The sequence below is a fragment of the Oceanococcus atlanticus genome (genome assembly GCF_002088235.1).
Lineage (GTDB): Bacteria > Pseudomonadota > Gammaproteobacteria > Nevskiales > Oceanococcaceae > Oceanococcus > Oceanococcus atlanticus.
Map to the genome: position 1 here is coordinate 1,367,708 of NZ_AQQV01000001.1, position 25,486 is coordinate 1,393,193.

Consider the following 25,486-nt stretch of genomic DNA (forward strand, 5'->3'; position numbering starts at 1 on the left):
CGCCGAACCCAAGACACGGGGGCTAATACAATCTACCTCGCGCTCTGTAGATCTCGGTATGTCCTATCGTGTCGCGCTGGAGAACTAAACGTTCTCTTGGTTCTGCAGAGTTCCGCCTCTGATAGGCTCGCCTTTCTGGACCAGGCACCAGATTGATGAACTTCCTTGCAATATCGTCCGAACCTGGGCGCCCTAGGAATTCCTCTAAGAGCAAACTGTTCCCTATCGCCTCACGCAGTAAGTCTGCGATGAATTCACTTCCAGCCTGATAGATCTGCCAAATTATCGGTAACAGTCGAATCCGCTCCACAACTGGCTGAAACACGATTGGGGCACTCAGCACTGGCGGCACCCACGCTGAATACCCTCGCGACTGAATCGCAGAAGCGAATCGATCTGCGTGGCTTGAACGAGCTGACAAGCACCAAAAAAGATGGGCGAACCCACCCCATTCTTGATCATATGAGGCGCGGAACTCCGATTCAGCCTGCGCACGTTGGTACTTCTGGGACCTCGCATCAAGGGAATAACTCGGCGCGTCGAGTAGGCACGCCTCACATTTCGAACACTGTGTAATACGGCAACCTTCAACACGATGTGAAGCAAGCGGAGCGTCGCAACCGTGACACGAGTCCAAAAGCGCGACACTATGGGCAGGGCATGCGACGTTAAGCGCATTTCGCCATGCTCGCCGAAAGTACGGTTCTCGCCCCTCCCTCAGGCAAGCCGGGCAATATTGGAGTGCGTGTCGTGTGCGGTCTCGGTGATTCAATCCTACGACCAACATGACTCTGGTTCGTTGAATCTCATCCGAAGGCAACGACCCGCATCGAAGCAGTTGCAGGATGTAGTCGCCAACATCAACGTCGAGTCTGCGTGCGACCTGAAGTACCTCCTCAGGCCCAAAGCACCGATCGATATCGACGTTCCATATTTCTCGAGCACCAAAATATTGCAAACGAAACTCGTGTGGTGTTAGACCAGCTCGCTTACAAAGCCTTAGGAACCAGGACGAGATCAGCTCATCACCGAACGGAGTCGCGCGGAGGTGCTTTGAGACTATGCTGCCTTCAAGTTCATCCATTCACAACAAGGCGCGCTCGCGCGGCGGCACCCAACCGGATTCGCTGATCATCGCTGGGCACAGCGACTGCTCGCCTTCTCTGAGAGCGTAGCTGAGCATGGCGTCAATGAGTTCAACGAACTCACCAATACAGCCATCAGCTGCTCGATGCAGGGCCTTCGCAAAGGCTGCACTAGCAAGTCCAGAGCGCACTGGTAGCGGAATCATCGCCTCCATTTGAATTAGAAGTCGTTGCCACTCCCTATCGCACTGCCATGCGTCCAAAGCAAGCGTCTTGAAGCGATTGAGGAAAGCGCTATCCAGTTGCATCACACTGCGAATCTGCTTGGTACCGAAGCAGGCAACCGGGACTTTGGTACGAACTGTCGTGTAGCGAACAGCGCTCAAAATCTCACGCTGTTTCTTTGGAGGGCCATTAACTGCGTTGTTAAATTCATCGATGATGATTAGCTTGGTGTTGAACTCGCGCAGAAAGCCTAGGGCACGAGCCTTGTTCCGCACCAGAGGCGCTTCCGGGTCATTCGAGATCCCAAGCGCGGTCAAAAGCTCGCTCCAGTACTCGCGAACGCTCGGACCTTCCATTGCAGGGATGAATGCCACAGGTACGATCGGGCATTGAGTGTCGGGGTCCACGTAGGCCTTGTTGCGTCGCTTAACACTCAGGCCGAGTTGTGTTTTCCCGTTGTTGGATGGCCCCACGATTATCCTGCACGGCATTCTCGACACCTGATCCCGCTTGATGATGTCTTCAAGGTCGCGCGTAATCTCGTTGGCACGCGTGTAGGGAATCCATCGTTCCTGACGGAAGAACGCCAGACGCTCCTGGTCACCTGCCGAAACGATCTCGCCCGCTTTGAAGTGCAGGTGAGGGTATTGCGGGTGCGTGCCGTTGGCGTTGGGTTCAGTCACTCAATGTCTCGATTGCACCTAAATCAAGGTCGTCTATGTTGAGGTCATCCAGTAAGCCGTCATCACCTGGTGCGGGTAGAGGCGCGGACGCAGCGTTTGTCCTCAAAGCCTCAGTGCGATCAACCGATTGTGCACGCGCGACCTTTTTCTGCTGCTCTTTGCGAGCCTGTTTGGTCTTCTTCTGCGATCTAGCCTTACGTCGCTCCATGTCCTCCATGGCACGGAATACTGCATCCTCATCATAATCACGAAGGCCCTGCTCCCGGAGACGGCGGTTCGCCTCTTCGATCTCCCACCAAGAGCAATTGGACCTACCTAGATTTGCGAAATGCAACTCGATGTAGTCGCGTTGCTCGTGGTCGTAGAGATAGACTGGGCTCGCCTTTCGGCGATCTAGCCGGATGATGTACCGCCCGTCGTCAGTATGTGGATTGCGCTGCCCCACAAACCTCTCAATTTCTGGACCGTAAAACCGCACGTTCATGATTTGTACGCCGTACTGCTGCACTGTGCGGTATTCAATAGGTAAGAAATCGCACAGCATCCGTTGCGCGTTCTGCGGGACGTCTGGAATACCACGGCCGACCGTGTTCTCGGCTCCAAGCAGAAGCTCCTGGTGAACAGCAAAAGGAACACGACCACCGAGCCCCCTATGACGCTGCTTCTGGTAGATATTCACGATCCAATGAACCAGCAGTTCTTCGATCTCTCTCATCGTAAAGATCGCCCGCTTCTCCGAGTTGTATCGGACCTTCCGGCGATCTGGTGTCTCAATCTTCCCCGGAAACTGAACAAGTTTCCCGTTTGCAGTACCTAGTAGACGCTCAATATGCCCACCCCATTTCGCACGCTTGACAGGCCTCCATGTCAAGTCAATACCATTGAAGTCACATCCTTTCTGAACGGCCTCAGCGCGAAAGTCCGGCCCGTTGTCGCAGTGAATTGAGTCGGGAATACCCCACACCGGCCACTCGCCTTCCACTCCCAGTTCTTCCAGGTACTGGTCTTTCGGAAAGATGGCGTTATGAACGCACAGAGCGACGGACTGCACGCTCGGCGGGTCAAGCGAAACGAAAACACCACCCACCATACGATCAGATGTATCGATCGCCATGGTCAGATAAGGGCGCCCTGAAAACTCGCGGCCTTCGTCATCTACGATCGCAACGTCCATTGGAGTATGGTCGATCTGATAGATACCCAAATTGGTCTTGTTGTTCGGTAGCGAGCTTGGCGATGCGGTGAACTGCTCTTCGTCTCTTCGCTCTCTGCGAACGCGCGATGTTCCCCTGCCTCTCTCGCGGTCGATTCGGTCCCTTACAGTGTTCGCGGCAGGCTTTCGCAGGCCGAGAACATGGCAGCGCCGGTGAACTTCTTCTATGACGGCGGCGGGACGTGGCGCCTCAACAGTTTTGTACTTCTCACCAATGACGTCAGCAATAACCTGCTCAACACGATCATCGAGCCGAAAAGTTACGTCAGTCCTATCTGTTCTGCCGTCGACAAGCCCGAACAACCCCAACTCTCTATATCTACGCAGGTAGCGATACAACGTGGCTGGCGAACTGTTTACCTCTTCTGAACGTTCTTCCACGTCGGCTCTCGACCTGCGTCGCTGATTAAGCAGAGGTTCGATCAGTTCCAGGCGCGCTTTTGCTTCAGACCATTGTTCGTCCGTGTACTTCGATACATCTTGCCGCTTAGCGGTTAGGCCCTCATTGGGCTTTGTAACGGCGCGCAGTTTCGACGTTTTGGTGATTTCGAGTTCACCTGTAGCCGGGTCCAACACGACACAGCGCTGCAGGTTTATTACCGTTTGAAGAACGACCTCCCGACCGGATACCTCATAGGTGTTTCCGTTGGTAATGGAGAGGACGCTCATCGCTTTGATGCCCGTATAGCCGTGGTGGGCGTTATCGGCTTTAACGGGTCCAGTCGGAGTTGCCCACGCGCTACAAGTGCCCAGAGAGTCGACCAGCACTCCGCCATCTTCAGTGGCTCGATACCCTCTGCTGCTGCCAGCGCCCGAGCCTCAATCCCAGGTGCAGCTTGCACCATGCGTTTGAGCCGTAGCGCTAGCAATTCGTCGTACGAGCGTGTCCGGAAGCTTCGAAGGAAGAGCGCGTTCTCAAGCTTCTGAGTGCGAATAGTCTTCTCGGTCGCCACTTCGAAGTCCCAACCCATCTGCTCACTGTATGCACGTCCAGCCGCGAACTTCATCTCGTATTCGGACTTGTTCCTCTCATAGTCATTCGTCTCTTTGATCTCGTACAGGGTAGGTGCGCGTCCGCTTTCGTCGGAGTAGCTCACAAGAGCATCGGGGTAGTAACGCCGAGATCGACCAGCAGTATCGATAAAGTGAATGCAGACCGGCTGATGACGAACCTCAATCACGTCGAAATCGAACGCATCGATAGATTGGTAGAAGTTGCGCTCTAGTGGTCCTTCGAAGCGCACGGTTGAGCCGCACCGCGTGCGGATTACACCGGTTATAAAGAGATAGTTGCGTCGAATCTCTCGAGCTGGGGAACTGGAGAAAGTAGTCTCATTTTTTAGCGAAAAAAATGAAACAGAATCATCTATTGTTGAGTCATGTCTCGCCATTTGTTGACAATATATCGCATTTCTCAACCTTTAGTACCACCATTTAATGATCTTTGGAGCGGCAGCCACCCCAAACCCGGCGAGATCTCGCTGGCCCATCACGGCACCTTGTTCCTGGATGAGTTACCGGAGTTCAACCGGCACGTGCTGGAAGTGCTGCGTGAACCGCTGGAAACCGGGCAGATTCATCTGTCGCGGGCACGTCAGCGTGTGACCTACCCGGCACGATTCCAGCTCATTGCCGCGATGAACCCTTGCCCGTGTGGCTACCTCGGGGACAGCAACGCACGCTGCCATTGCAGCGCGGAGCAGGTGCAGCGCTACCGTCAGCGTATCTCCGGGCCGTTGCTGGATCGCATGGACCTGCAGCTCAGCGTGCCCAGACTGCCGGGCGCCGACATGCTCAAACCCGACCACCAGGGCGCCGAAACCAGCGCCACGATTCGCCAGCGCGTCGAGGCCGCGCGACAGCGCCAGTATGCGCGGCGGGGCAAATGCAACAGCCAGCTCAGCGCTACGGAACTGGCCGAGGACTGCCGGCTGGACAGCACCACTCAGGCCTTGCTGAGCCAGGCCGCTGAACGCTTGCAGTTGAGTGGCCGGGGGCTGCATCGCGTGCTCAAGGTGGCGCGCAGCATCGCCGACCTGGGAGGCCACGATGACATCAGCAGTGCGCATGTAGCAGAGGCGCTGCAATATCGTCAGATCACAGCGGCGTGACGGCTGATACAAAAACGCCGGCACGAGGCCGGCGTTTCTGGCATGTCCCGAAGCCTTGGCTTACAGGAAACCTCCGAAACTGCGCGACCAGCCAACCGTGAACTGCGGGCGTTCGCTTTCTGCAAACACGCCATTCAAGCCATGGTCTGCATCAATCGTGGTCGCAGTCACGGCCAGAGCAATCTGCCCGGCATCACCGTAGTCCTTGATGAAGCTCACACCGTAATCGACGTAGTTGTCGTCGGCCAGGGCATTGTAGAAATCACCCACCCCCTCGAAATAGCCGACATGCAGCTTGAGCGATGCATCGGCCAGCACCGGCAGCGCGAAATTGACTTCCGCATAGGCCGACTCGTCATCATCCACCGCGGTGCCGCCAAAGTTGTAGTAGGCGTAAGCGTTGAGCGCCTGCCAGTTCACACCGAGATAGAGCTCGCTGTTGTTGTTGGCGGTGTCGCCTTCGGCCGCACTGGGGTCGAAATAGCCAATGGCGCCGAAGTCCAGCGACAGATCCTGGCTCAGCGGCAGGGCATAACCGACGTAAGCGTCGACTTCCTCATTGCCGGCCAGACCGGCGTTGGATACCCACAAGCCGGTGTAAATGCCCAGCTGGCTGAAGGAATAATCAAACGACGCCCAGACCTGGGCCCCGTCGGATTGCGGCACACCACGGAACACATATTCCGAGGACATGCCCAGATTGACTTCGCTGGCGGCGGCGCTAACACCCGACACGCCGGCAAGCAGGGCAAACGCCACAATCTGCTTGTTCATGACAATACTCCGTTGTTCAAGATTTCCAGGTCGTGATTCTACGCGAAGTGACAGGCCACCGCGCCCTGTCCGCCATGGTGCTCACGCAGTTCCGGTACATCCGTGGCGCAAGCCGACTGGGCCTTGGGACAACGGGTGCGGAAGGTGCAGCCCGATGGCGGATTCAGCGGTGACGGCAGGTCGCCACTGAGCGGCGCTCGACTCTTGCCACGCTCGATAACCGGGTCGGGCACCGGCACGGACTCGATCAGGGCCTGGGTGTAAGGATGGGCAGGCGCCTGATAGAGCGCATCACGCTCAGCTTGTTCAGCGACCTTGCCCAGGTACATGACCATGACCCGGTCACTGATGTGGCGCACCACCGACAGATCATGGGCAATGAACAGCATGGTCAGGCCCATGTCCTGCTTGAGCTCCATCAGCAGATTGACGATCTGGGCCTGAATCGACACATCCAGTGCACTGACCGGTTCGTCACACAGCAGCAGTTCAGGCTCCACAACCAGGGCACGAGCGATACCCACGCGCTGGCACTGGCCACCGGAAAACTCGTGCGGGTAGCGGTTGATCTGGTTAGGCAGCAGGCCCACTCGTTCCATCATGGCCTGAGCCTTGCGCTTGCGCTGCAGCGCCGACATCTCGGGGAAGAACACGCGCAGCGGCTCCATGATGGCCTCGCCGATGGTCATGCGCGGATTCAACGATGCCAGCGGGTCCTGGAACACAATCTGCATGCGTTTACGCATGGCCCGCAATGGCTTGGGCGCCATGCTGGTCAGCTCCTGATCGCCCAGCCAGATTTTGCCGTGGGTTGGCGGATGGATACCCAGGATGGCACGCGCCAGAGTCGATTTGCCGCAGCCGGATTCACCCACGATGCCCAGGGTGGTCCCCGGCTCGACCGCCAGGCTGACCCCGTTCACCGCGCGCAGATGACGCGGCGGCTTGAGCAAGCCCTGGGCGATCGGAAAATGCACATGTACGTCCTCAAGACGCAGCAGGGGCTGACTCATCGCAATTCCTCCAGCGGCACGTGGCAGGCGCGCGCATGGCCGTCATGGGCAAACTCAAGCACCGGCCGGTTGTGGCTGCACAGCTCACGCTGATCACCACAACGCGGGCCGAACGGACAACCCGGCGGCAGGTGCATCAGATCCGGCGGATTGCCCGGAATGGTCTGCAAGGCCGAGGCGCCGGCATCATCCAGCCGAGGCACCGAACGCAACAGTCCGCGGGTATACGGATGGGTGGGATTGGCGAAAATCGGTTCCAGTGCACCGTATTCCATCACCTGTCCGCCGTACATGACCATGACGTGGTCGCACAGCCCCGCCACCACACCCAGATCGTGGGTGATCAAAATGATGGCCACACCGAAGTCGTCACGCAGCTCGCCCAGCAGATTGAGAATCTGAGCCTGAACGGTGACATCCAGCGCGGTGGTCGGCTCGTCGGCGATGATCAACTCGGGCTTGCACAACAGGGCCATGGCAATCATCACGCGCTGACGCATACCGCCGGAAAACTCGTGCGGGTAATAGTGCACACGGTTCCTGGCATCGGGAATATGCACCGCATCAAGCACTTCGATGGCCCGTGCCAGGGCATCCTTCTTGGACATGCCACGGTGCAGAATCAGCGATTCGGTCAATTGCTCGCTGATCCGCATGTACGGGTTGAGCGAGGTCATCGGATCCTGAAAGATCATGCCGATGGACGAACCACGAACTCGATTGAGTTCGCGTGCCGGCATACCCAGCAGATCGGCGCCCTGAAAGACCACCTTGCCACCGGCCTTGCCGTTAGCGGCCAGCAGCCCCATCACCGACAGCACGGTCTGGCTTTTTCCGGAGCCGGACTCGCCGACGATACCCAGAGTTTCGCCCGGGGCGAGACTGAAATTGACGCCATTGACGGCCTCAACCTCACCATCGTCGGTCTGAAAACGCACCGACAGGTTATGCACTTCGAGAATATTGTTGCTCATCGATCCTTGGGGTCCAGCGCATCGCGCAGACCATCTCCGATGAAGTTGAAACAGAACAGCGTCAGGGCCAGGAAGCTGGCCGGAAACACCAGCATCCAGAGGGCAGACTCCATTTCCTGAGCGCCTTCATTGACCAGTGCGCCCCAGCTGGTGAACGGCTCCTGCACCCCGAGCCCGAGGAAGCTCAAGAACGATTCCACCAGGATGACCTGGGGAATGGTCAGGGTCACGTAGACGATCACCACTCCGAGCAGATTGGGCACGATGTGGCGGAAGATGATGCGCGGCGTGGACACCCCGCAGGCCACCGCCGCCTCGACAAATTCACGCTGCTTCAGCGAGATCGTCTGCCCGCGCACAATGCGTGCCATATCCAGCCAGTTGATCGCCCCGATGGCGACAAATATGAGCAGGATGTTGCGCCCGAAAAAGACCATCAGCAGGATCACGAAGAACATGAACGGCATGGCGTAGAGGATGTCGACAATACGCATCATCAGATTGTCGATACGCCCCCCGAGATAGCCGGCCGTGGCCCCGTAAGCAATGCCGATGATCAGGCTGACCAGCGTGGCCACAACCCCGATCAGCAGCGAGATGCGCCCGCCGTGCAGGGTGCGCACGAACAGATCGCGACCAACGGCATCGGTGCCGAAATAATGCTGGGTTTCCAGGCTGGGCGGCTCCGACACATGATCCCAGTCGGTGAAATCGAAGGTGTACGGCGACAGCGCCGGTCCGATAAGCACCAGCAAGGTCATGACCAGCAGCAGCACGCCGGCGGTCAGGGCGGCCTTGTTACGGCGCAGACGGCGCCAGGCATCGAACCACAGGCTGCGCCCGCGCACGTCCTCGGCCAGTTCGGCGCTGGCCATAAGGGTTGAGCTTGCTTCAGTCATAACGCACCTTCGGGTCGAGCGCGCCGTAGAGCAGGTCGACGATGAAATTGAACACGATGATGAGCATGCCGTAGAACACCACCACCCCCATGACCAGGGTGTAATCACGGTTCAGTGCGCCCTGAACGAAGTAACGCCCCAGGCCGGGAATGCCGAAAATCTTCTCGATCACCACTGAACCGGTGATCACCGCGGCGCTGGCCGGCCCCAGGTAGGACAGCACCGGCAGGAAGGCCGGACGCAAGGCATGGCGCAGGATGATGCGGGTTTCCGACAGGCCCTTGGCCCGCGCGGTGCGGATGAAGTTGCTGCGCAGGACCTCAATCATGCTGCCGCGCATGAGACGCGAGATATAGGCAATCTGCGGCAGCGCCAGTGCAATCACCGGCATCACCACCTTGCCCAGTCCGTCACCGTCCCAGCCGCCAGCGGGCAGCCAGCCCAGGGTTACGGCAAACAGCAGGATGAGCAGCGGTGCAATCACGAAATTGGGAATCGAGATGCCGGTCATCGCCACCGTCATCACCGCATAGTCGGTGGGCCGGTTCTGACGCAGCGCGGCGATGATGCCGAAGGCGCTGCCGAACAGCACCGCCAGCAGCATGGACAATCCACCGATGGTCAGGCTGACCGGAAAACCCGAGGCGATCAGTTCGTTGACGGTGAAGTCCTTGTACTGAAAGGACGGCCCGAAATCACCCTGCAAGATTTGCAGCAGATAGCGCCCATATTGCTGGATCAGCGGTTCGTCCAGATGGTATGCCGCGTTGAGGTTGGCCTCGATCTCCGGCGGCAGGGACTTTTCCGTGTCGAACGGCCCGCCGGGCGCGATACGGATCATGAAAAAAGCCAGCGTGATCAGCACCAGTAAGGTGGGAATCGCGCCAAGCAAACGTTTGAATGCGTATTGAAGCATGGTGGTCGACCGATCAATGCGCGAGGATGCGCATGTTCTTGGTGTAGTGGTGGTCCATGATGTTGGGCTCGAAGCCGGCCACGTAAGGTTTGACCAGCCGTTTGTTGACGTAGAAGTAGATCGGCATGATGGGCTGATCTTCCAGCATCAGGCGCTCGGCCTTTTCCAGCAGGGCCCGGCGCTTGTCGAAATCGCCCTCGACCGAGGCCTGCTCCAGCAGGGCGTCATATTCGGGGTTGTTGTAGCCCTGATCGTTGATGCCATGCTTGGAATGCAGCAATTCGGAGAAGGTGTAGGCGTCGTTGTAGTCACCAATCCAACCGGCGCGGAACAGCTCGGTCACGCGTTTCTGCTTGCGCGTTTCCAAAAACACCTTCCACTCCTGATTGATCAGGTTGACGCGCACGCCCAGCGACTGCTTGAGCATGGCCGCCACCGCAATGGCCACTTTCTTGTGGTTTTCGCTGGTGTTGTAGCGCAGCTCGATGTGCAGCGGCTTGTCCTTGCTGTAGCCGGCCTCGGCATACAGGCGGCGGGCCTCGGCCAGCTTCTTCTCCTGCGGCCAGCTGGCCCACTCCGGCACCTGCGCGGCGTAATGGCTGATGCCCGGCGGCACCCAGGAATAGGCCGGTTGCTCGCCCAGGCGGGTAACCTTGTTGACCAGAATCTCGCGATCAATTGCCATCGACAACGCCCGGCGCAAGGTGCGGTTGGCCTTGAACGGCGGCTGGGTCAGATTGAAGCCGTAGTAATACGTGCCCAGATAGGTGGATACGTAGAACTCGTCATTGAGATTCTCGCGTATCCATCGGACCTGATTGAGCGGCACCTCATGCGTCCAGTCCAGTTCACCCGCGCGGTAGCGTTTGAGCTCCGAAGACTGATCTTCGGTCGCGTGATAGTAGACCCGCTCAATGGTGGTGTTGGCGTTGTCCCAGTACAGCGGATTGCGCTCCAGCTCGATGTGCGATTGCACCACCCAGTCCTTGAGCCGGTAGGCGCCATTGCCCACCAGATTGCCGACCCGGGCAAAGCGTGCGCCGTGCTCCTGGTAGGCCCGGCGATTGATCGGGAAGGTCGACGAGTGATTGAGCAGCCCCAGGAAATACGGCGTTGGTGCCTTGAGCACGATCTTCAGCGTGTGGTCGTCCAGCGCTTCCACCGCCAACTCCTCGGGGGGCACCTGGCCGGCGGTGACCGCCTCGGCGTTCTTGATCGATGAGAGGATCTGCGAGTAATGCGACAAAGTGGCCGGGTCGGCACTGCGCCGCAAGCCGACCACGAAATCTTCGGCCACAACCGGATCACCATTGGACCAGCGCGCCTGCGGGCGCAGATGGAACACGTATTCGGTGCCATCGGCACTGATGTCCCAGCGACTCGCAGCGCCTGGAATAACATCCCCGTTTGGCGCTTCCGAGGTCAGGCCTTCATACAGGTCACGCATGATGTTGGATGAGGGCACGCCCTCAGCCTTGTGCGGATCCAGAGACTGGGGTTCCGCCCCATTGCCCTTGTGCAAAATCTGCTCAGCGGCCAGTTGCTGTGCCGCAAGGGGCGTTGCAAACATGCATGTCAGCAACGCGGCTATCAAACCTGATCTCATGAAGCTTGGTCCTGCTGTTGGCTTATCCACGCCTCGATACGCGCCTCAAGCACGGGCAGGGGTAAAGCCCCCTGGGCGAGCACCGCGTCGTGAAATGCGCGCACATCGAATGCCTCGCCCAGAGCGGACTCGGCGCGACGGCGCAGTTCGGTAATTTTGAGCTGGCCCATCTTGTAGGCCAGCGCCTGTCCGGGCATCACCAGATAGCGATCAACCTCGGTCGTGACCCGATCCAGGCCATGACCGGTCTGCGCCTGGAAGTAATCGATCGCCTGCTGGCGGCTCCAGCCCATGGCGTGCAGACCGGTGTCCACCACCAGACGCACGGCACGCCACATTTCGAAGGTCAATGCGCCGAAACGTTCCTGCGGGGTGGTGTAGAAACCGATCTCTTCGCCCAGGCTTTCGGCATACAGCCCCCAACCTTCGATATAGGCGGTGAAGTAGGCATTGCGGCGGAAGTCGGGAAGATCACCCTGCTCCTGGGCCAGGGCAATCTGGAAATGGTGCCCGGGCACCGCTTCATGCAGCAGTAAAGCCTGCATCTCGTAGCGCGGCATATCCTTAAGCGTGCTGGTGTTGACGAAGAACGTCCCAGGGCGGCCGCCTTCGCTGGAACCGGGCAGGTAATACGCCACCGGCTGTCCTTCGGCGAGAAACGCCGGCACCGGCTCGACCGCGTAGGGCAAAGACGGATAGCGAGAGAACAGACGTGGCAAAGCCGCATCGGCCTGCTTGGCCAGGGCGCGGTAATCACGCAGCAGATCATCCGCCTGGGTGTAAAAGTTGCGCTTGTCCCGGCTCAGATGGCGCGCAAAGGCGGTGATGTCCTTGCCCTTGAAGCCGGCATCGGCCATGGCCTGCTGCATGGCGGCGCGGATGCGGGCAACCTCATCCAGCCCAATCTGGTGGATTTGCTCTGCCGACAGCTCCAGCGTGGTCATCTGGCTGACACGCCAGGCGTACCAGGCTTCACCATCAGGCAAGGTCTCAAGGCCTGTGGCGGTCACCGTGTTGGGCAGGTAATCCTCTTCAAAGTAGCTGGCAAAAGCGGCCACAGCGGGACGCACTTCATTCAGATACACAGCGCGCGCCTGATCGCGCAGCGCGGCATGGCGCGCGTCATCGCCCAACGCCTGGAACAACGGCCGCATCAGCGGACTGTCGCTGGCTTCTGCCGGATTCAGCGCGCGAATCTGCGCTGCCACCTTGTGCAGGGTCGCCCGTGGCGGGGTGATGCCCTGCTTGAGACCTTGCTCCATCAAGCTGCGGGTTTGTGCCAGCAGTGTGGGAATGGCCTGCACGCGCTGCAGGTAATCCGCCCGCTGGTTCGGCGTCTGCAGCGGCATGGCGCCCAACACCTGGGACATGCCGGCCTGCACCCCATTCATGGCATCCACCGGCATGAGGTCGGTCGGGAAGGCGTGTCCACGGACGCTGCCGCGCAGCTGGAAAAGGAACAGCTCGAGATTGAGCCTGCGCTGCTCGTCCAGGCTTTCCGCATCGATCTGTTCGGCCAGTTGCAAGCTGCGCTGCTCCAGCGCCTGGAGCGCCTGAAGAGCCTGTGGCGTCAGCTCCGACCAGCGGCTGTTCTGCCCCGGATATCCCAGAAACGTGGCCCACTCGGGCTGGGTTTGCATGACCCAGTCCCAGTAGCCGTTGAGCAGAATATCCAGCTGATCGGCATCGCTCAGACCGCTCACGCTGGGGCCTGGCCAGCCAATCAGGCGATTGACCCGTGGCGACATGATCAGGTCCTGGCGCCCTAACTGGTTAAGCACACTGTTGTAGCGCGCATTCGCTTGGTCATTGGTCACCGGCGACGTCTGGGCCTGCCCAACCCCGGCACTCAGCAACAGGACGAGCCCGGCCAGCAGATGTTTGCGCATTACGCGTCTCCTATGTTTTCCCCATCACCAGCCCCAATGAGGCGAGACCAGTGATCACAAACTGCACCGCCAGCGCGGACAAAATGACACCCAGCACCCGCGAAATGACATTCGAGCCAATCTCACCCAGCAGGCGGGTCAGTGCGCTAGCAGCCAGCAACGCGATCAGCGCCATCCCGATCACGACCAGCATGATGCTCATGCCGACACCAATCCGCGTCCAGTCACCGTCAGCCCCGCTGACCATCAGCAGCACCGTGGTGATGGCACCCGGCCCGGCGATCAGCGGTATCCCGATCGGGAACACTGAGATATCCGGGCGGAAGTGAGCTTCTTCGGTTTCGCTCTCAGTGGTTGAGCGCAAACCGGATTGACGCGCAAACAGCATGTCGATGGCGACCAGGAACAGCAAAATCCCACCCGCGATACGCAAAGCCGGCAGACCAATCCCCATGGCATCCAGCAGCACCCCACCCAGCGCTGCAAAACCGATCAGAATGCCCGCCCCAATGAGCGTTCCTCGCACCGCCATCTGGCGCCGAAACTGCGCCGTCGCCCCCGTGGTCAGGCCGACAAAAACAGGCGCCAGCCCGATCGGATCAATCACCACAAAAAACGTGATGAACGTGTCGAGTGCAAAATCAAGCATCAAAAAGACAAACGCCACCGCAAGGTGGCGTCAGCCTATGACTCGTTGGCAGCGGCACGCTCTCCCATCGCGTGCTGCAACCAGGCGGCGGCCTGCGACTTGGTGTCCTCGTACTTCATGGCCACAGAGAACGCTTTGATCGCGGCATCGTGATCACCCAGTTCGGTGGCTGCAATGCCCTGCAGCAGCGCCGTATCGCCCGGTTTATCGACACCCAGTTTGCGCGCCTTTTCCAGCGTCGGGATGACCTTGCTCCAGGCCTCCTTCTCGACATACAGATAGGCCAGACGCAAAACCAGTTCCCCGTCATCGGTGGTTTTCGCCGCTTGCTCCAGAGCGTTGATCGCCAGATCAAACTCCTTGGCGCTCAGCCAGGCATTGGCCAGTAACTCGTAGTTATCAGCCGTTTTCGGCACCTGACCGTCTTGCATGGCCGCACGCAGGGTCTGCCCGGCTTTGTACGGAATGTCCACAAACATGAACAGGTTGGTCAGATTGATCAGTTCCTTGCTCTCATCCAACATGCCCTGGCGTTCGGCCAGCGCCAGAATGGCGAGAGCATCCTGCTCCTTGCTCAGTTCCAGAAACATCCCTGAAAGCTGCTTCCAGTAGTCCTTCTTGACCGGGAAGCGTGCGACCATTTCGAGCAGGGTCTTGGCGCTGTTGGAGTAATCCTTGAGCTCATAATGCATGGCCAGTTTGAGCTGGAACCACGGCTCCTTGGGATCTTTGGACTCTGAGATGGCCTTGCTCAACGGCGGCAACGCATTGCGATACTGGCTCAGCTGTGCATAGGCCGTGGCCAGCAGTACATATGCTTCCGGTGGGACCGGTGTCTTGGCGCTCTTGATGTAGGCATTGAGCACCTTGATACCTTCGCGGTATTCCTCGACCGCGACATGGAACTGCCCCAGGCTGTATTTCATCTGCTCAACCTGAGCATCCGGCAACGCGCCTAGGTCAATGGCTTGCTGGAAATAGCTGGCGGCCTTGCCGTAATCACCACGTTGAGCCCAGATAAACCCGTAGGTTTGCAGCACCATGGCATGTTCGTAGGCGTTACGCCGCACCGAGGCAACCAGCTTGTCCAGACGCTCCAGCCCTTCGGCGTACTGCTCTTCACCAATCAGCTCGTGAATTTTGGACAGGCGCTTGTAGGTCAGCTCGGACATGGTCTGAGCGTGCGCACCGGTGACCAGCATCATGCCGATGGCAAGCACGAGATAGCGTGCACATTTACGCAGCATCACTCACCCCCCATCTTGAACTCGATGGTCTGTACGCCCTGATGGGCAACCGGTTTACCGTCCACAACACGCGGTTTGAACTTCCAGCGCAGTATGGCCCGGCGGGCGGCGCTGTCGAACACGCGGCGAGGCTGTGACTCAACCACGTCCGGATCGCTGACCGTGCCATCCGGATTGATGGTGAAGCGCATCTTCACCCAGCCTTCGATGCCGTCGCGCGCCGCATTGCGCGGATACTGTGGCGCGATACGGACCAGCGGGATCAACTCACCGTCACCGGTGAAATCCGAAGCCTTGGCATAACTGCCCAGGAACGGACCGGACCCGGTGTTGACCGGCAGTTTCACATTCGGAATGTTCATCTGCTGGGGTTGCGGATTGGGCTTGTTCACCTGGGCCGTTTTCATCTTCGGCGGAGGTGGCGGCTTTTTCGGCGGTGGCGGCTTCTTGGGCACCTCGCGAGAGCGTGTTTCCAGGCTCTCGTCACGCTTGAGGCGCACGAACTCGATTCCGCCCAGGTCGTCAGTCTTTTTGACTTCCTTGGCGGAACCGGTGATCAGGGCGTGCATGAACCAGAACAATGTCAGGCCAATCACAACCGCACCAACCGTGGCTATCAGAATACGACGCATCGCAGATCAGGGGTTCTGGGCCGCAATGGAGACGTTGTACACGCCCGCCAGACGGACCTGGTCCATGACCTCCACCAAGGTGCCGGTCTGCGCTTCCTTATCGGCGATGATCACCACCGTGCCTTCGGGATTTTCCGCATGCAGACGCTCAACGTTGGCCCGCACCGCACGCAATTCGACTTTGCGCTTGGCGATCCACACATCACCGTTGGGCTTGATCGCGATCAGGATGTTGCCGCGCTCCTGGCGTTCGGTGGTGCTGGCCTGCGGCCGGCTGACATCGATACCGGTTTCCTTGACGAAACTGGTGGTGACGATGAAGAAGATCAACATGATGAACACGATGTCGAGCATCGGGGTCATGTCGATATCGGCTTCCTCAGCGGTGCCGTGATGTTTCCTTCTCATCTCTTAATTACTCTCATGCACACCCAGCTCGTCGTTCAGGTAGTCGGTTTCACGACGAACGACGTGCGGGAAATGGGTCCCGAAATAGATTCCGGACAACGCCACGACCATGCCGGCCATGGTCGGAATAGTGGCCTTGAAGATGCCCGACGCCATGGCCCGGGCATTACCTGTGCCCAGTGCGGCCATGACATCAAAGACCTGGATCATGCCGGTGACCGTGCCCAGCAAGCCGAGCAACGGACACAGAGCAACGATGGTCTTGATCGCGGCGATATTGCGATTGGCTTCCCGGCTGACCTGCGAGACCTTGGCGCGACGAATTTGCCGCGACTGCCAGGAATCGAACTCAGGGCGTTTGCGCCATTGCTCGATCACCTCGCGGGTCATGCGCGGAAAGTCTGTGCGGAAGTAGGTCAATCGCTCCAGGATCAACCCCCACATCAGAATCGCCGCAAACAGGATCACCCACAGGACACCGCCGCCCGCTTCAAGAAAATCGCGAATGGCCGTGAAGAAGTCCATTAGGCCGCTCCGGCGCTCTCAGAGCGTTCCGCGACCAGACCGGCACTTTCTTCTTCCAGAATCTGGATCAGGGCTTTACTCCGGGCGGCCAGCACGCTGTGCAGGAAGACCATCGGAATCGCCACAACCAGACCCAGCACGGTGGTCACCAGCGCCTGCGAAATACCGCCGGCCATCAGCTTCGGATCACCGGTACCGAACAGGGTAATGGCCTGGAAGGTCACGATCATACCGGTGACGGTACCCAGCAGACCCAGCAACGGCGCCACAGCGGCAATGATCTTGAGCAGCGGCAGCCAACGCTCAAGCGCCGGCGTTTCCTTGATGATGGCTTCGTCCAGCTTGGATTCGACAGTTTCCAGATCCGCGTTACGCACCTGCTCGCCGGCCAGCATCACACGACCCAGCGGGTTGTCGTCACGCGCCTTGTCACCACGCTGACGCTTCATCGCGCCACCGATGCTCATCAGCGCCAGACCACGCCAGACTGCCAGCAGCAGACCAATCGCACCCACGCCAATGATGATGTAACCGATCCACGAGCCCTGATTGATGCGCTCGCCGATACCCGGCGCCTGGACGATGACTGACAACAGTGCGCCACGGGTCGGGTCGATGGCCATGCGTACAGGGCCTTCGCTGGCGCCTTCCAGATCCGAAGCCATGCCCAGGTAGCGGCCCTGCGGCTGGCGCTTCAGTTCGGTCAACTTGTCCGTATCCGGCGGGTAAATCAGGAATTTGCCATCGCTGACCGCGGCAAAGGTACCCACTCGGACAACGTCACGGGCGGTTTCGGTGCCATCCGGGTTGATCACCGGCGCAGAATAGGCCACCACGCGACCGCCTTCGGTCATTTCGCGCTGTAGCTCGAACCACAGACGTTCGAGCTTCTCGATCGACGGCAATTCTTTGCTGCGACCCAGCTCCTCGAGGAAATCTTCACGCCCTTCGGTATCCGGCTGCGACGACACATAAGAGCCGCCGACGATGCCGCGCAGATCACCAGCAACCTGACGAACCACGCCAAACATTTCACCCAGCTGACCAATCTTCTGGTTCAGCGCGGTTTCCAGCTCGGACAGGTCCTTTTCGTTCTTCTCGAAATCAGCGATCAGCTGTTCCGAACGCTTTTCGGTGGCGTCTTTCTCTGCTTTGGCCTGACGCAGCAGGGTGGCCTGCTGGTCACGGTTGGCGCGGAACTCAGCCTCACGGCGCTTGTTCTCTGCCTGCTCTGCAGCACGCGCATTGCGGGTCTGCTGAAGCAGATCCATCAGCGGATCACCCTGTGCCGGAGCCTGGCTTGCGAAAACGCCCAAAAGGGCTGCGATCAAAATTCGTTTGTTCATCATTGTCGCCACCCGCCTCACAGATCTTTCGGCGCCGCAACCGGCACAGTCAGAATGTTCGGCGCAGCCTGTTTGCGTGCAATACGCAATCCGTTACGCACCGGTGCTTCATACGCACCACCGAGTTTGGCCCACTGGCCGGTTTCGGTGTTGTAGTAGCCGGTTTCCTCGCCATCCAGGGTCTGGTACATCAGCGCGATACGGCCGATGCGCAGGAAATCCACCGTGCGGGTCTGGCCCTCGGCATCCAGCTCAGCCTGATAGGCCTCGATGGTGCGGGCGTATTCCATTTCGATCTGATAGGCCTCGACGATGCGACGGTACTTTTCGGACGTCGACACGTCGGCGCGATCCATGATCTCGTGCAGGGATGCCACACGCATGCTGCGCTCTTCCTGCAGGAAGGGGATGTCCAGTTCAATGAACTTGTCGAGCGTATCAATCATGCGCAGCATCATCGGGATGACTTCGCGGCTGACGTCGTTGATTTGCTCCAACTGAGTGCGGATGGATTCCATCTCGCTCAGCTGTGAACCAATCTGGCGCTCCATCTGCTCGTTGTAGCGCTTGAGACTGGTGGTCTCACGCGTCACGTAGCGGTACTCCGCGAGCAGTTTTTGTGCTTCATCATCGAGCTTGTCGATGCGCTTCTGAGAATCCTTGGCGGCCGAGTCCATGCGCTTTTGCTGCTGCATGGCCGAGCCCAGGGTATCTGCCGTGGCCGCAGCTGACAGGGTCAACGCGACCGCCGCAGCTCCGAGGCTAAGAACTTTGAACATTAAATGTACCCACTTGATGCTGGTGCGAGAATCAGCCCTGGCTATAGCAAAAGCCAGGCCAGAATTTCGTTAGAGCCGAAAAATTATACACTTACGCATAATCCTGCAAGTGTGCGCCGCACAAATGCAAGAGCCACAACGCAAAAGGCCCGCCGAAGCGGGCCTTTGCACCAATTTGGCTCAATCAGTTACAGATTAAGCACGATGTCGTAAATGTCGTCAAACGTCATCGAATAGCCGATATTTACGCGCGGACGCTTGTATCCACGAACCGTGTTGCTTTCGAAAATGCTGGTCACACCAACCCACAAACCACTGGCGTGGCTGATTTTGACACCGGCATCAAACATGTCGTCCATGTAGTCCGGGTTGCCGAAGTCGTAGGTCTTGCCGTGGAAGATCGTGTAGCCCATGTGCAGGCTCAGATCGATGGTATCGCTGACCGGTGCGGTCAGGTTGGCATCCAGGTAGATGTAGTCGTCATCGGCACGACCGGCGCTGTTCACACCGTAGTACACGTAACCGGACAGCATGCCTTTGTTGTAACCCGCATAGAGCTCAAGGATTTTGTCCTCACGCATGGTCGGGGAGGCCGGGTACAGGTAAGCAATCGCACCGAAGTCGAAGTCGCCAGCGGTGATGCCCGCGTACAGGTCAACTTCGTTACCGGAGGTGTCGTTACCTACGTTGGACATCCAGGTGCCGGCGTACACGCTGTTGTAGTTCCAGTCCAGTCCACCCGAAACCGCAGCAGAGTTGCCACTGCTCGGCAGGCCGCGGAACACGTATTCGGAGGCAAAATCGATGTTGCCAGAAACGGTGCCAAAGCTCTTACCCTCTCCAGCGTGCGCCATCGAGGACGCCAGCGCCATAGCGGCGACTCCCAAGCCACCTGCGAATGTGATTTTCATGCGAAGTAATCCCTTCAATTTATCGAGTGAATCGGTAGCCGCGCACGCCGCGCGACGTCATCATCAAGCAGTTTACACCGGAAAAGCAAGAAAAATCACGGTCCTGCCGCATCATTTCCAGCTTGTCCCCCATCCTAATTCATGCCGTTTTTACGGCTTATTTGAGCATCGCCTCGACGGCTGCACGCACTTGTTCGTCAGTCAGCGACGCATCACCACCGCGAGCCGGCATCGAACCGACCCCATTGATCGCAGCAGCAACCAATCCGTCAAGGCCGCCGGCGGCGTCCTTGCGGGCCGCCCAGTCAGCAGCATCACCAATCTTGGGCGCGTCCAGCAAACCGGTGTTGTGGCAGGCGCCACATACGTTCTGAACGATCTCTTGGGTGCTGCGCGACGCGTCTGCTTTGGGTGCCGGAGCCGCCGGCACTTGCGATGCATCGGTATAAACCGCGCCGATGGGCTCAAGCCGCTCAGCCGTCCGCTGCAACGCCACGGGCTCCATTTCACCCTCTGCGTCGATCGAATTGGCAATAACACCAATCAGGACAGCAATCCCCACCAGCACCCCCAGCACGGCGAGAAACGTGACCACAAAAATCCGGTCGTGACTATGGTCTTCAACAACAGCAGCTTGATCTGTAGACATCTTAAGTTCCGCTAAGCCGCGCCCCAACGCAGCGTGAACTGGACATTCATGCCCAGCATGAATCGAAAATCTGGTGCGCCCGGCAGGAATCGAACCTGCGACCTTCGGCTTCGGAAACCGACACTCTATCCAACTGAGCTACGAGCGCTATGGCCGGCGGATTTTAGCTCACATGCGTCCGTATGTCGCGCACCGCAAGCGGGGGACACCGAAACCCAGCATCCGCATGCATGGGGCAAGGCCAAGCGTAACGCTCACGCGGCTTGGCGCGGGCTGGCATGCGCGCTGGCCGCGTCTGCACCTGCCTGAGCAGAGTCGCCAGGGCGTGCGCTCTTATGCGGAATGAAGCTCATCGCGCGCTCAGCCAGGGCGGTGATGGTAAGGCTCGGGTTAACGCCCAGATTGGCCGACAGCATGGAGCCGTCCACGACGTACAAGCCACGGTAGTTGAAGATCCGGTTCTGCGCGTCAATCACGCCGCGCTCAGGACTGTCGGCCATGGCACAGCCGCCCATGCAATGCGCGGTCATCGGCACATTGAAGGCAATCTCGCTCATCGACGACAAGCCCACACCGCCGGTGGCCTTGGCGACTTTCTCGGTGAACGCGTTGGCTTCGGGAATGAAGGTCGGGATCGGCTCGCCGTGCGAGGTCAGCGTTTTGCGGAATGGCCAATACCAACGCCGCTGCCAGCGCATGTCGATATGCCCTTCAAGCGTCTGCATGACCAGAAACCCCATAGTCTCTCGCGCCCATCTCCAGGGCAGCAACGCGCGCAGGCCTCGCACCGGGCTACGCAGCAACAGCCTGAGCATCGCACCCAGCCAGTAGGCAACCCGGGCAACACCGGCGCGCCCACCGGTCAGCACGGTGAACAGGGCACTCATTAGATTGGAGCCGTCGGGGTAGCGAAACACCTCGATATGGGTGTGCTCATCAATATAAATGCCGGAGCCGATGGCCACACCCTTGGACAGGTCCTCGCGCGTGCCGGGATAGCGCACCCCCAGGATGGATTCCGCGTTGGTTCGCACACGCTTGCCCAGATCATCCGAGATGTTGGGCAGTGAGCCACGTTCTTTCAGATCAAACAGCAAACCCTGGGTGCCCAATGACGAAGCTGCGAATATCACGTTGGCGGCGGTCACCTGCTGACGTTTTTTAAACAAGCGAGCAAAGGCCGGCACGCTGGTCACGACATAGCCATCGCGGCCGTCGGCCTGACCGTTCAGCGGTTGTACATCGACGACCCGGGTTTGGGCCTGCACTTGTACGCCCTGTTGCTCGGCCAGATACAGGTAGTTCTTATCCAGCGTATTCTTGGCGTCATGCCGGCAGCCAACCATGCACGCGCCACAGCCGATGCACGACTTGCGTGCCGGCCCCTGGCCGTCGAAGTACGGGTCCGGGTACTGCGTCCCGGCAGCATCACCGTCCTTGCCGAAAAACACGCCGACCTGAGTGTAGTAAAAGCTCTCTTCAACCCCGACCATCCGCGCCATCTCACGCAACCGCGCATCGGCCGGCCCCGGGCGTTTGTTTTCAGTGACCCCAAGCATGCGCTTGGCCGTGGCGTAGTGTTCCGGCATGCAGGCCTGCCATTGATCAAGCCCCGCCCAGTTACCGTCCTTCCAGACCGAATCCGGCGGCACCAGCAGCGTCTGAGCATAGGTGATCGATCCACCACCGACGGCATTGCCATGCAGGATCATCACATGCTTGAACAGACGCAGGCTGAGAAAACCGCGCAGGGCCAGCAGCGGCATCCACAGGTAATCCCAGAAGCGCCAATTGGTCTTGGGCAGATTGTCCGGCGTCCAGCGTCGACCCTGCTCGACGACCAGGACCTTGTAGCCTTTGCGGCTCAAACGATAGGCGGACACGCTGCCACCAAACCCTGAACCCACGATGACATAGTCGTAATCGTGCTGCTGTGTCTGCTTCATCTCGGCCTCCCACGGTTCTGCTTTGCTGACGCAAAGCGTAGTCAGGCCGATTATTGGCAGGCGCAGGTGCCCCATCGCCTAACCAAAGTGAGGTTTTTACGGCTGCCGATTCAGATCAGACCCAACTCCAGCGCGCGAACCAGCGCACCGGAGCGGTTCTTGACCCCGAGCTTGCCGTAGATGTTATGCAGGTGCCATTTGAGCGTGCCTTCAGAGACAAAAATGGCCTCGGCGATCTCGCGGTTGCTGAGATCGGATTGCAGGCGACGCAGAATCTGCCGCTCGCGTTTGGTCAGTTCTTCAAACAGTCCGTTCACGCTGGCCGCTGCAACAGGCTTGAGCGGCGTGGCGACCGCGCACTGCGTGAGTCGGCGGAGCAGGTGCGCTGCGGCCTGCTGATCCGGGGTCAGTTCTAGCCGATTGAGCACAGGTTGCAGCACCTCGCCCTCATCCACAAACAAACGCACATAGCCGTGCTCCGCACCAAGCAATAAGGCCTCGGCCAGCCGGTGCTGAGCTTGAACCGGTTTCTCTGCCGCAGACAACGCCAGCACCTGCAGAACCAGCAACTCAGTCTCGCGGCGGGCCAGCCCCAGATCACGACAACGCGTGATCGCCGGGTTCAGACGCTCAGCGGCATCCAGCGGGTCACGCATGAGCTGCAAACGGGCGCAGACACGGAACGATTTCTCCGCATCCAGCGAAACCGCCTTGTCCGGCTCCGGCCAATGATCCAGCTGCAGACGGCGCGCCAACTCATGCGCCTGATCAAGGTGGCCATCACGGCACAACCAATTGAACTGCTCGGTGGCCAGGGTCAGGGCGGCACGCGAGAGCTGAAAACGGTCGGCGATCTCACGCCCTTTGAGCAGGCTCTGATAACCCGCCTCGGCGTCCCCGTCCAGACGCAACAGGCGCGCCCGGGTGATGTGGTGCAGGATCAGGTAATCCGCCTGGGCGTAGCTGTCGTTTTCGCTGATACAGTCGATGTGCTCGCGAGCCGCGGCGATCTCGTCACGCTCATAGTGGACGAAGGCCAGCACGGCATGAGCATGCCCGGCATGCTGATGCATCAAGGACAGGTGCTGGCGCATGTGCTCAAGCAGCTGCTCCGCCGCGCTCGCCGCCGCGCTGAAGTCCCCGCCCTTGAGATGCAGATAACTCTCGATCGCCAGATTCCAGGACATCAGATAGTGCGCATCGGTGCCCTGAAACAGACGCTTGCCCTCGGCGATCACAGCCAGGCCCTGATCGATCTGTGAGTAGCACTTATGGGCAAAGGCCAGCACATTGCGCACCGAGCCCTGATTGACCCGCGGCGCCTGCGGCCAGCGCTGCACCCAGTCACTGGATATGCGCATCATGTCGCCCATCTGGTCACCCAGACCGGCGACATGCGCCTCCTGCATGGCCAGCTCCTGATCCAGCTGGTCGAGCCGCGAACGCGGCAGCTCGGCGCTGGCGGCGAGGCGCTGGCGCAGCGCGGCCAGATTGTCGAGGATCAGGCGCGACTGGTCCGGCTGACCGTTGAGCATGGTCGCGAACGCGTTCTGCAGATGGATTTCGGGGTAGCGATCGGCCCACTCGCGTGGCAAGCGCTTCATCCATTCCATGATGGTTTGCAGGTAGCCCCGCGAGAACACCAGCTCCTCGACATTCTCGGCAAGCCAGCGACTGGCCAAATCCCAGGCCTGGGCACGCATCACGCAATGTATGGCTTCCAGGGGCAGGTTCTGCGCCATCAGATGGCGCGCCCCGCGTATCAATGCATCGCGCGCCAGTTCAGGACACTGGCGCTCACCCTGCTCACGGAAAAACTGCCCGACCAGATGGTGAAAACGGTACCAGCGGCCCTGCGTATCCATGCGTTTGAGAAACAGGTTGCGGGCATGCAGCTCGGCCAGCCGCGCCCCAGCCAGCGGTGCATCACAGGCCGCAGCGGCTAGACCTTCATCAATGCGATTGAACTGGGCGATCACGAAGATCAGTTCGCGGGTGGGCTGATCCAGGTTGTCCAGCAACACCTCGCCGAGGTAATCCATCACGCTCTGCGCATTGCCGGCAAAAGCCCGCACCACCGCCGAGGGATCCTGCGCACCCTCCAGAATCAGTGCAGCCAGTTCCAGTCCGGCCGGCCAGCCCTCGGTACGTTGCACCAGACTGTGGATGTCCGCTGCGGCCAACTGCGCGCGCAGGCGGCTGGACAACAAGGCGGCGGTTTCCTCGTCACTGAACTTGAGCGCCTCGACGCCAAACTCCTGCAGCTTGCGACGCACGCGCAGGCGCCCCAGTGGCACCGGCACATCCTCGCGGCTGCCGAGCACGAACTGCACCTGCGCCGGCGCGTAGTTGACCAGCCAGCGCAGCACCTCGAGTACCTCATCACCGCGCACGAAATGCACGTCATCGATGAACAGCACCAGGCGATGACTGAGTTCGCTGAGCTCGGTGGCCAAGGCCTCCAGCACGGCGCGAATACCACCGGAAAGCAGGGTGTCCTGCGCATCACGCAAGGCCGTGCCGGCATCCAGCCCGCCGCGCCGTAAAGCGCCGCCAAGATAGCGCGCAAATCGAGCAGGATCGCTGTCGTCCTCATCCAGGTTCAGCCAGGTGGTGCGCACGCCAGCATCCTCCAGCGCATGCTGCCATTGAGCCATGACCGTGGATTTGCCGTAGCCGGCCGGGGCAATCACCGTGGCCAGCGAAATACGCCCGTCACGAAAAGCCTCCGGCAACTGCAACTGCGCCCGCACAATCGGCTCGGCCGCGCCAATCGCTGGGCACAGCTTGGTTTCCAACAACGTTGGCAGGGCAGGCGCTGGGTTCATAGTGATACCGCCGGAACCTAACTTAGGGTAGGCGAACCGGACAGGAAAAGGGTCAACACTGTCATGGTCAGAAACTCTGAATGTCTGACGTGCTGAAATGCCTCCTCAGGCCAGAACTTGTTCTAATAGTGGAGGCGGCAAATCTGGCACGCAGTCCCGACGAAGTCCAGAACATGCG

Annotated in this window: 23 protein-coding genes and 1 tRNA gene; 1 reads left to right on the forward strand and 23 read right to left on the reverse strand. The window is 59.5% G+C overall.

Features of this window, described 5'->3' with window-relative positions; translation table 11 throughout:
- Positions 1 to 22: 22 nt before the first annotated feature.
- Genes ATO7_RS17235 through ATO7_RS06405 form a run of 4 tightly spaced genes read right to left on the reverse strand, consistent with a single transcriptional unit; the run spans position 23 to position 4,450 of the window.
- Positions 23 to 1,084 (reverse strand): TniQ family protein, encoded by a 1,062-nt coding sequence (locus tag ATO7_RS17235; RefSeq protein WP_083560608.1) that lies wholly within the window; start codon positions 1,082 to 1,084, stop codon positions 23 to 25.
- Positions 1,085 to 1,993, reverse strand: coding sequence for a TniB family NTP-binding protein (locus tag ATO7_RS06395; RefSeq protein ID WP_083560610.1), 909 nt, complete (start codon positions 1,991 to 1,993; stop codon positions 1,085 to 1,087).
- Positions 1,986 to 3,875: a Mu transposase C-terminal domain-containing protein gene (locus ATO7_RS06400; RefSeq protein ID WP_083560612.1), complete on the reverse strand. Its 1,890-nt coding sequence runs from the start codon at positions 3,873 to 3,875 to the stop codon at positions 1,986 to 1,988. The genes ATO7_RS06395 and ATO7_RS06400 overlap by 8 nt, the downstream gene beginning before the upstream one ends.
- On the reverse strand, positions 3,872 to 4,450 hold the full coding sequence (locus ATO7_RS06405; RefSeq protein ID WP_158523077.1) for a TnsA endonuclease N-terminal domain-containing protein: 579 nt from the start codon (positions 4,448 to 4,450) through the stop codon (positions 3,872 to 3,874). The genes ATO7_RS06400 and ATO7_RS06405 overlap by 4 nt, the downstream gene beginning before the upstream one ends.
- Before the next feature lie 135 nt (positions 4,451 to 4,585).
- On the opposite strand from ATO7_RS06405, the gene ATO7_RS06410 reads away from it, so the two are divergent.
- Positions 4,586 to 5,317 carry an ATP-binding protein gene (locus ATO7_RS06410; protein WP_083560616.1) on the forward strand — a complete coding sequence of 244 codons (732 nt, stop codon included), beginning with the start codon at positions 4,586 to 4,588 and terminating at the stop codon, positions 5,315 to 5,317.
- 60 nt (positions 5,318 to 5,377) lie between these two features.
- On the opposite strand, the gene ATO7_RS06415 is transcribed toward ATO7_RS06410, so the two are convergent.
- The 19 genes from ATO7_RS06415 to ATO7_RS06505 all read right to left on the reverse strand — a co-directional run bounded on the left by ATO7_RS06415 (position 5,378) and on the right by ATO7_RS06505 (position 25,308).
- Positions 5,378 to 6,091, reverse strand: coding sequence for a TorF family putative porin (locus ATO7_RS06415; RefSeq protein WP_083560618.1), 714 nt, complete (start codon positions 6,089 to 6,091; stop codon positions 5,378 to 5,380).
- Between the two features lie 38 nt (positions 6,092 to 6,129).
- Positions 6,130 to 7,104 carry an ABC transporter ATP-binding protein gene (locus ATO7_RS06420; RefSeq protein ID WP_083560620.1) on the reverse strand — a complete coding sequence of 325 codons (975 nt, stop codon included), beginning with the start codon at positions 7,102 to 7,104 and terminating at the stop codon, positions 6,130 to 6,132.
- The gene (locus tag ATO7_RS06425) at positions 7,101 to 8,078 is read right to left on the reverse strand and encodes an oligopeptide/dipeptide ABC transporter ATP-binding protein (protein ID WP_083560622.1); all 978 of its coding nucleotides are present in this window, start codon (positions 8,076 to 8,078) and stop codon (positions 7,101 to 7,103) included. The genes ATO7_RS06420 and ATO7_RS06425 overlap by 4 nt, the downstream gene beginning before the upstream one ends.
- Positions 8,075 to 8,977, reverse strand: coding sequence for an oligopeptide ABC transporter permease OppC (oppC, locus tag ATO7_RS06430; protein ID WP_083560624.1), 903 nt, complete (start codon positions 8,975 to 8,977; stop codon positions 8,075 to 8,077). Before oppC ends, ATO7_RS06425 begins: the two co-directional genes overlap by 4 nt.
- Positions 8,970 to 9,893, reverse strand: a complete 924-nt coding sequence (gene oppB, locus ATO7_RS06435) for an oligopeptide ABC transporter permease OppB (RefSeq protein WP_083560626.1) — start codon at positions 9,891 to 9,893, stop codon at positions 8,970 to 8,972. Before oppB ends, oppC begins: the two co-directional genes overlap by 8 nt.
- A gap of 13 nt (positions 9,894 to 9,906) precedes the next feature.
- On the reverse strand, positions 9,907 to 11,463 hold the full coding sequence (locus tag ATO7_RS06440) for a peptide ABC transporter substrate-binding protein (RefSeq protein WP_206044804.1): 1,557 nt from the start codon (positions 11,461 to 11,463) through the stop codon (positions 9,907 to 9,909).
- 32 nt (positions 11,464 to 11,495) lie between these two features.
- Positions 11,496 to 13,388 carry a DUF885 domain-containing protein gene (locus tag ATO7_RS06445; RefSeq protein ID WP_083560630.1) on the reverse strand — a complete coding sequence of 631 codons (1,893 nt, stop codon included), beginning with the start codon at positions 13,386 to 13,388 and terminating at the stop codon, positions 11,496 to 11,498.
- 10 nt (positions 13,389 to 13,398) lie between these two features.
- The gene (locus tag ATO7_RS06450) at positions 13,399 to 14,037 is read right to left on the reverse strand and encodes a MarC family protein (protein ID WP_083561031.1); all 639 of its coding nucleotides are present in this window, start codon (positions 14,035 to 14,037) and stop codon (positions 13,399 to 13,401) included.
- A 35-nt stretch (positions 14,038 to 14,072) separates the two neighbouring features.
- A complete protein-coding gene (locus ATO7_RS06455; RefSeq protein WP_083560632.1) occupies positions 14,073 to 15,284 on the reverse strand; it encodes a tetratricopeptide repeat protein in 1,212 nt (403 codons plus the stop codon).
- Positions 15,284 to 15,916, reverse strand: a complete 633-nt coding sequence (locus tag ATO7_RS06460) for an energy transducer TonB (RefSeq protein ID WP_083560635.1) — start codon at positions 15,914 to 15,916, stop codon at positions 15,284 to 15,286. Before ATO7_RS06460 ends, ATO7_RS06455 begins: the two co-directional genes overlap by 1 nt.
- 6 nt (positions 15,917 to 15,922) lie before the next feature.
- Positions 15,923 to 16,324, reverse strand: coding sequence for an ExbD/TolR family protein (locus tag ATO7_RS06465; RefSeq protein WP_083560637.1), 402 nt, complete (start codon positions 16,322 to 16,324; stop codon positions 15,923 to 15,925).
- 3 nt (positions 16,325 to 16,327) lie between these two features.
- On the reverse strand, positions 16,328 to 16,849 hold the full coding sequence (locus tag ATO7_RS06470) for a MotA/TolQ/ExbB proton channel family protein (RefSeq protein WP_083560639.1): 522 nt from the start codon (positions 16,847 to 16,849) through the stop codon (positions 16,328 to 16,330).
- Positions 16,849 to 18,195 (reverse strand): DUF3450 family protein, encoded by a 1,347-nt coding sequence (locus ATO7_RS06475; protein WP_206044805.1) that lies wholly within the window; start codon positions 18,193 to 18,195, stop codon positions 16,849 to 16,851. Before ATO7_RS06475 ends, ATO7_RS06470 begins: the two co-directional genes overlap by 1 nt.
- Before the next feature lie 17 nt (positions 18,196 to 18,212).
- On the reverse strand, positions 18,213 to 18,974 hold the full coding sequence (locus ATO7_RS06480; protein WP_083560643.1) for a DUF3450 domain-containing protein: 762 nt from the start codon (positions 18,972 to 18,974) through the stop codon (positions 18,213 to 18,215).
- Between the two features lie 188 nt (positions 18,975 to 19,162).
- A complete protein-coding gene (locus ATO7_RS06485) occupies positions 19,163 to 19,885 on the reverse strand; it encodes a TorF family putative porin (RefSeq protein WP_083560644.1) in 723 nt (240 codons plus the stop codon).
- 157 nt (positions 19,886 to 20,042) lie between these two features.
- Positions 20,043 to 20,534 carry a c-type cytochrome gene (locus ATO7_RS06490; protein WP_083560646.1) on the reverse strand — a complete coding sequence of 164 codons (492 nt, stop codon included), beginning with the start codon at positions 20,532 to 20,534 and terminating at the stop codon, positions 20,043 to 20,045.
- A gap of 71 nt (positions 20,535 to 20,605) precedes the next feature.
- A tRNA-Arg gene (locus ATO7_RS06495) sits at positions 20,606 to 20,682 on the reverse strand.
- A 106-nt stretch (positions 20,683 to 20,788) separates the two neighbouring features.
- Complete coding sequence (locus tag ATO7_RS06500; protein WP_083560647.1) at positions 20,789 to 22,480, reverse strand: GMC family oxidoreductase; 1,692 nt, start codon at positions 22,478 to 22,480, stop codon at positions 20,789 to 20,791.
- 110 nt (positions 22,481 to 22,590) lie between these two features.
- A complete protein-coding gene (locus tag ATO7_RS06505; protein ID WP_083560649.1) occupies positions 22,591 to 25,308 on the reverse strand; it encodes a LuxR C-terminal-related transcriptional regulator in 2,718 nt (905 codons plus the stop codon).
- Positions 25,309 to 25,486: the final 178 nt, after the last annotated feature.

Excerpts from the sequence above, each read along its gene's own strand:
- ATO7_RS06410 (WP_083560616.1), top strand. The coding sequence starts at position 4,586 with ATGTCTCGCCATTTGTTGACAATATATCGCATTTCTCAACCTTTAGTA.
- ATO7_RS06470 (WP_083560639.1), bottom strand. The coding sequence starts at position 16,849 with ATGGACTTCTTCACGGCCATTCGCGATTTTCTTGAAGCGGGCGGCGGT.
- ATO7_RS06490 (WP_083560646.1), bottom strand. The coding sequence starts at position 20,534 with ATGTCTACAGATCAAGCTGCTGTTGTTGAAGACCATAGTCACGACCGG.
- ATO7_RS06400 (WP_083560612.1), bottom strand. The coding sequence starts at position 3,875 with ATGAGCGTCCTCTCCATTACCAACGGAAACACCTATGAGGTATCCGGT.
- ATO7_RS06480 (WP_083560643.1), bottom strand. The coding sequence starts at position 18,974 with ATGTTCAAAGTTCTTAGCCTCGGAGCTGCGGCGGTCGCGTTGACCCTG.
- oppC (WP_083560624.1), bottom strand. The coding sequence starts at position 8,977 with ATGACTGAAGCAAGCTCAACCCTTATGGCCAGCGCCGAACTGGCCGAG.
- ATO7_RS06455 (WP_083560632.1), bottom strand. The coding sequence starts at position 15,284 with ATGCTGCGTAAATGTGCACGCTATCTCGTGCTTGCCATCGGCATGATG.
- ATO7_RS17235 (WP_083560608.1), bottom strand. The coding sequence starts at position 1,084 with ATGGATGAACTTGAAGGCAGCATAGTCTCAAAGCACCTCCGCGCGACT.
- ATO7_RS06415 (WP_083560618.1), bottom strand. The coding sequence starts at position 6,091 with ATGAACAAGCAGATTGTGGCGTTTGCCCTGCTTGCCGGCGTGTCGGGT.
- oppB (WP_083560626.1), bottom strand. The coding sequence starts at position 9,893 with ATGCTTCAATACGCATTCAAACGTTTGCTTGGCGCGATTCCCACCTTA.
- ATO7_RS06450 (WP_083561031.1), bottom strand. The coding sequence starts at position 14,037 with ATGCTTGATTTTGCACTCGACACGTTCATCACGTTTTTTGTGGTGATT.
- ATO7_RS06465 (WP_083560637.1), bottom strand. The coding sequence starts at position 16,324 with ATGAGAAGGAAACATCACGGCACCGCTGAGGAAGCCGATATCGACATG.
- ATO7_RS06500 (WP_083560647.1), bottom strand. The coding sequence starts at position 22,480 with ATGAAGCAGACACAGCAGCACGATTACGACTATGTCATCGTGGGTTCA.
- ATO7_RS06485 (WP_083560644.1), bottom strand. The coding sequence starts at position 19,885 with ATGAAAATCACATTCGCAGGTGGCTTGGGAGTCGCCGCTATGGCGCTG.
- ATO7_RS06420 (WP_083560620.1), bottom strand. The coding sequence starts at position 7,104 with ATGAGTCAGCCCCTGCTGCGTCTTGAGGACGTACATGTGCATTTTCCG.
- ATO7_RS06425 (WP_083560622.1), bottom strand. The coding sequence starts at position 8,078 with ATGAGCAACAATATTCTCGAAGTGCATAACCTGTCGGTGCGTTTTCAG.
- ATO7_RS06475 (WP_206044805.1), bottom strand. The coding sequence starts at position 18,195 with ATGAACAAACGAATTTTGATCGCAGCCCTTTTGGGCGTTTTCGCAAGC.
- ATO7_RS06440 (WP_206044804.1), bottom strand. The coding sequence starts at position 11,463 with ATGTTTGCAACGCCCCTTGCGGCACAGCAACTGGCCGCTGAGCAGATT.
- ATO7_RS06445 (WP_083560630.1), bottom strand. The coding sequence starts at position 13,388 with ATGCGCAAACATCTGCTGGCCGGGCTCGTCCTGTTGCTGAGTGCCGGG.
- ATO7_RS06505 (WP_083560649.1), bottom strand. The coding sequence starts at position 25,308 with ATGAACCCAGCGCCTGCCCTGCCAACGTTGTTGGAAACCAAGCTGTGC.
- ATO7_RS06460 (WP_083560635.1), bottom strand. The coding sequence starts at position 15,916 with ATGCGTCGTATTCTGATAGCCACGGTTGGTGCGGTTGTGATTGGCCTG.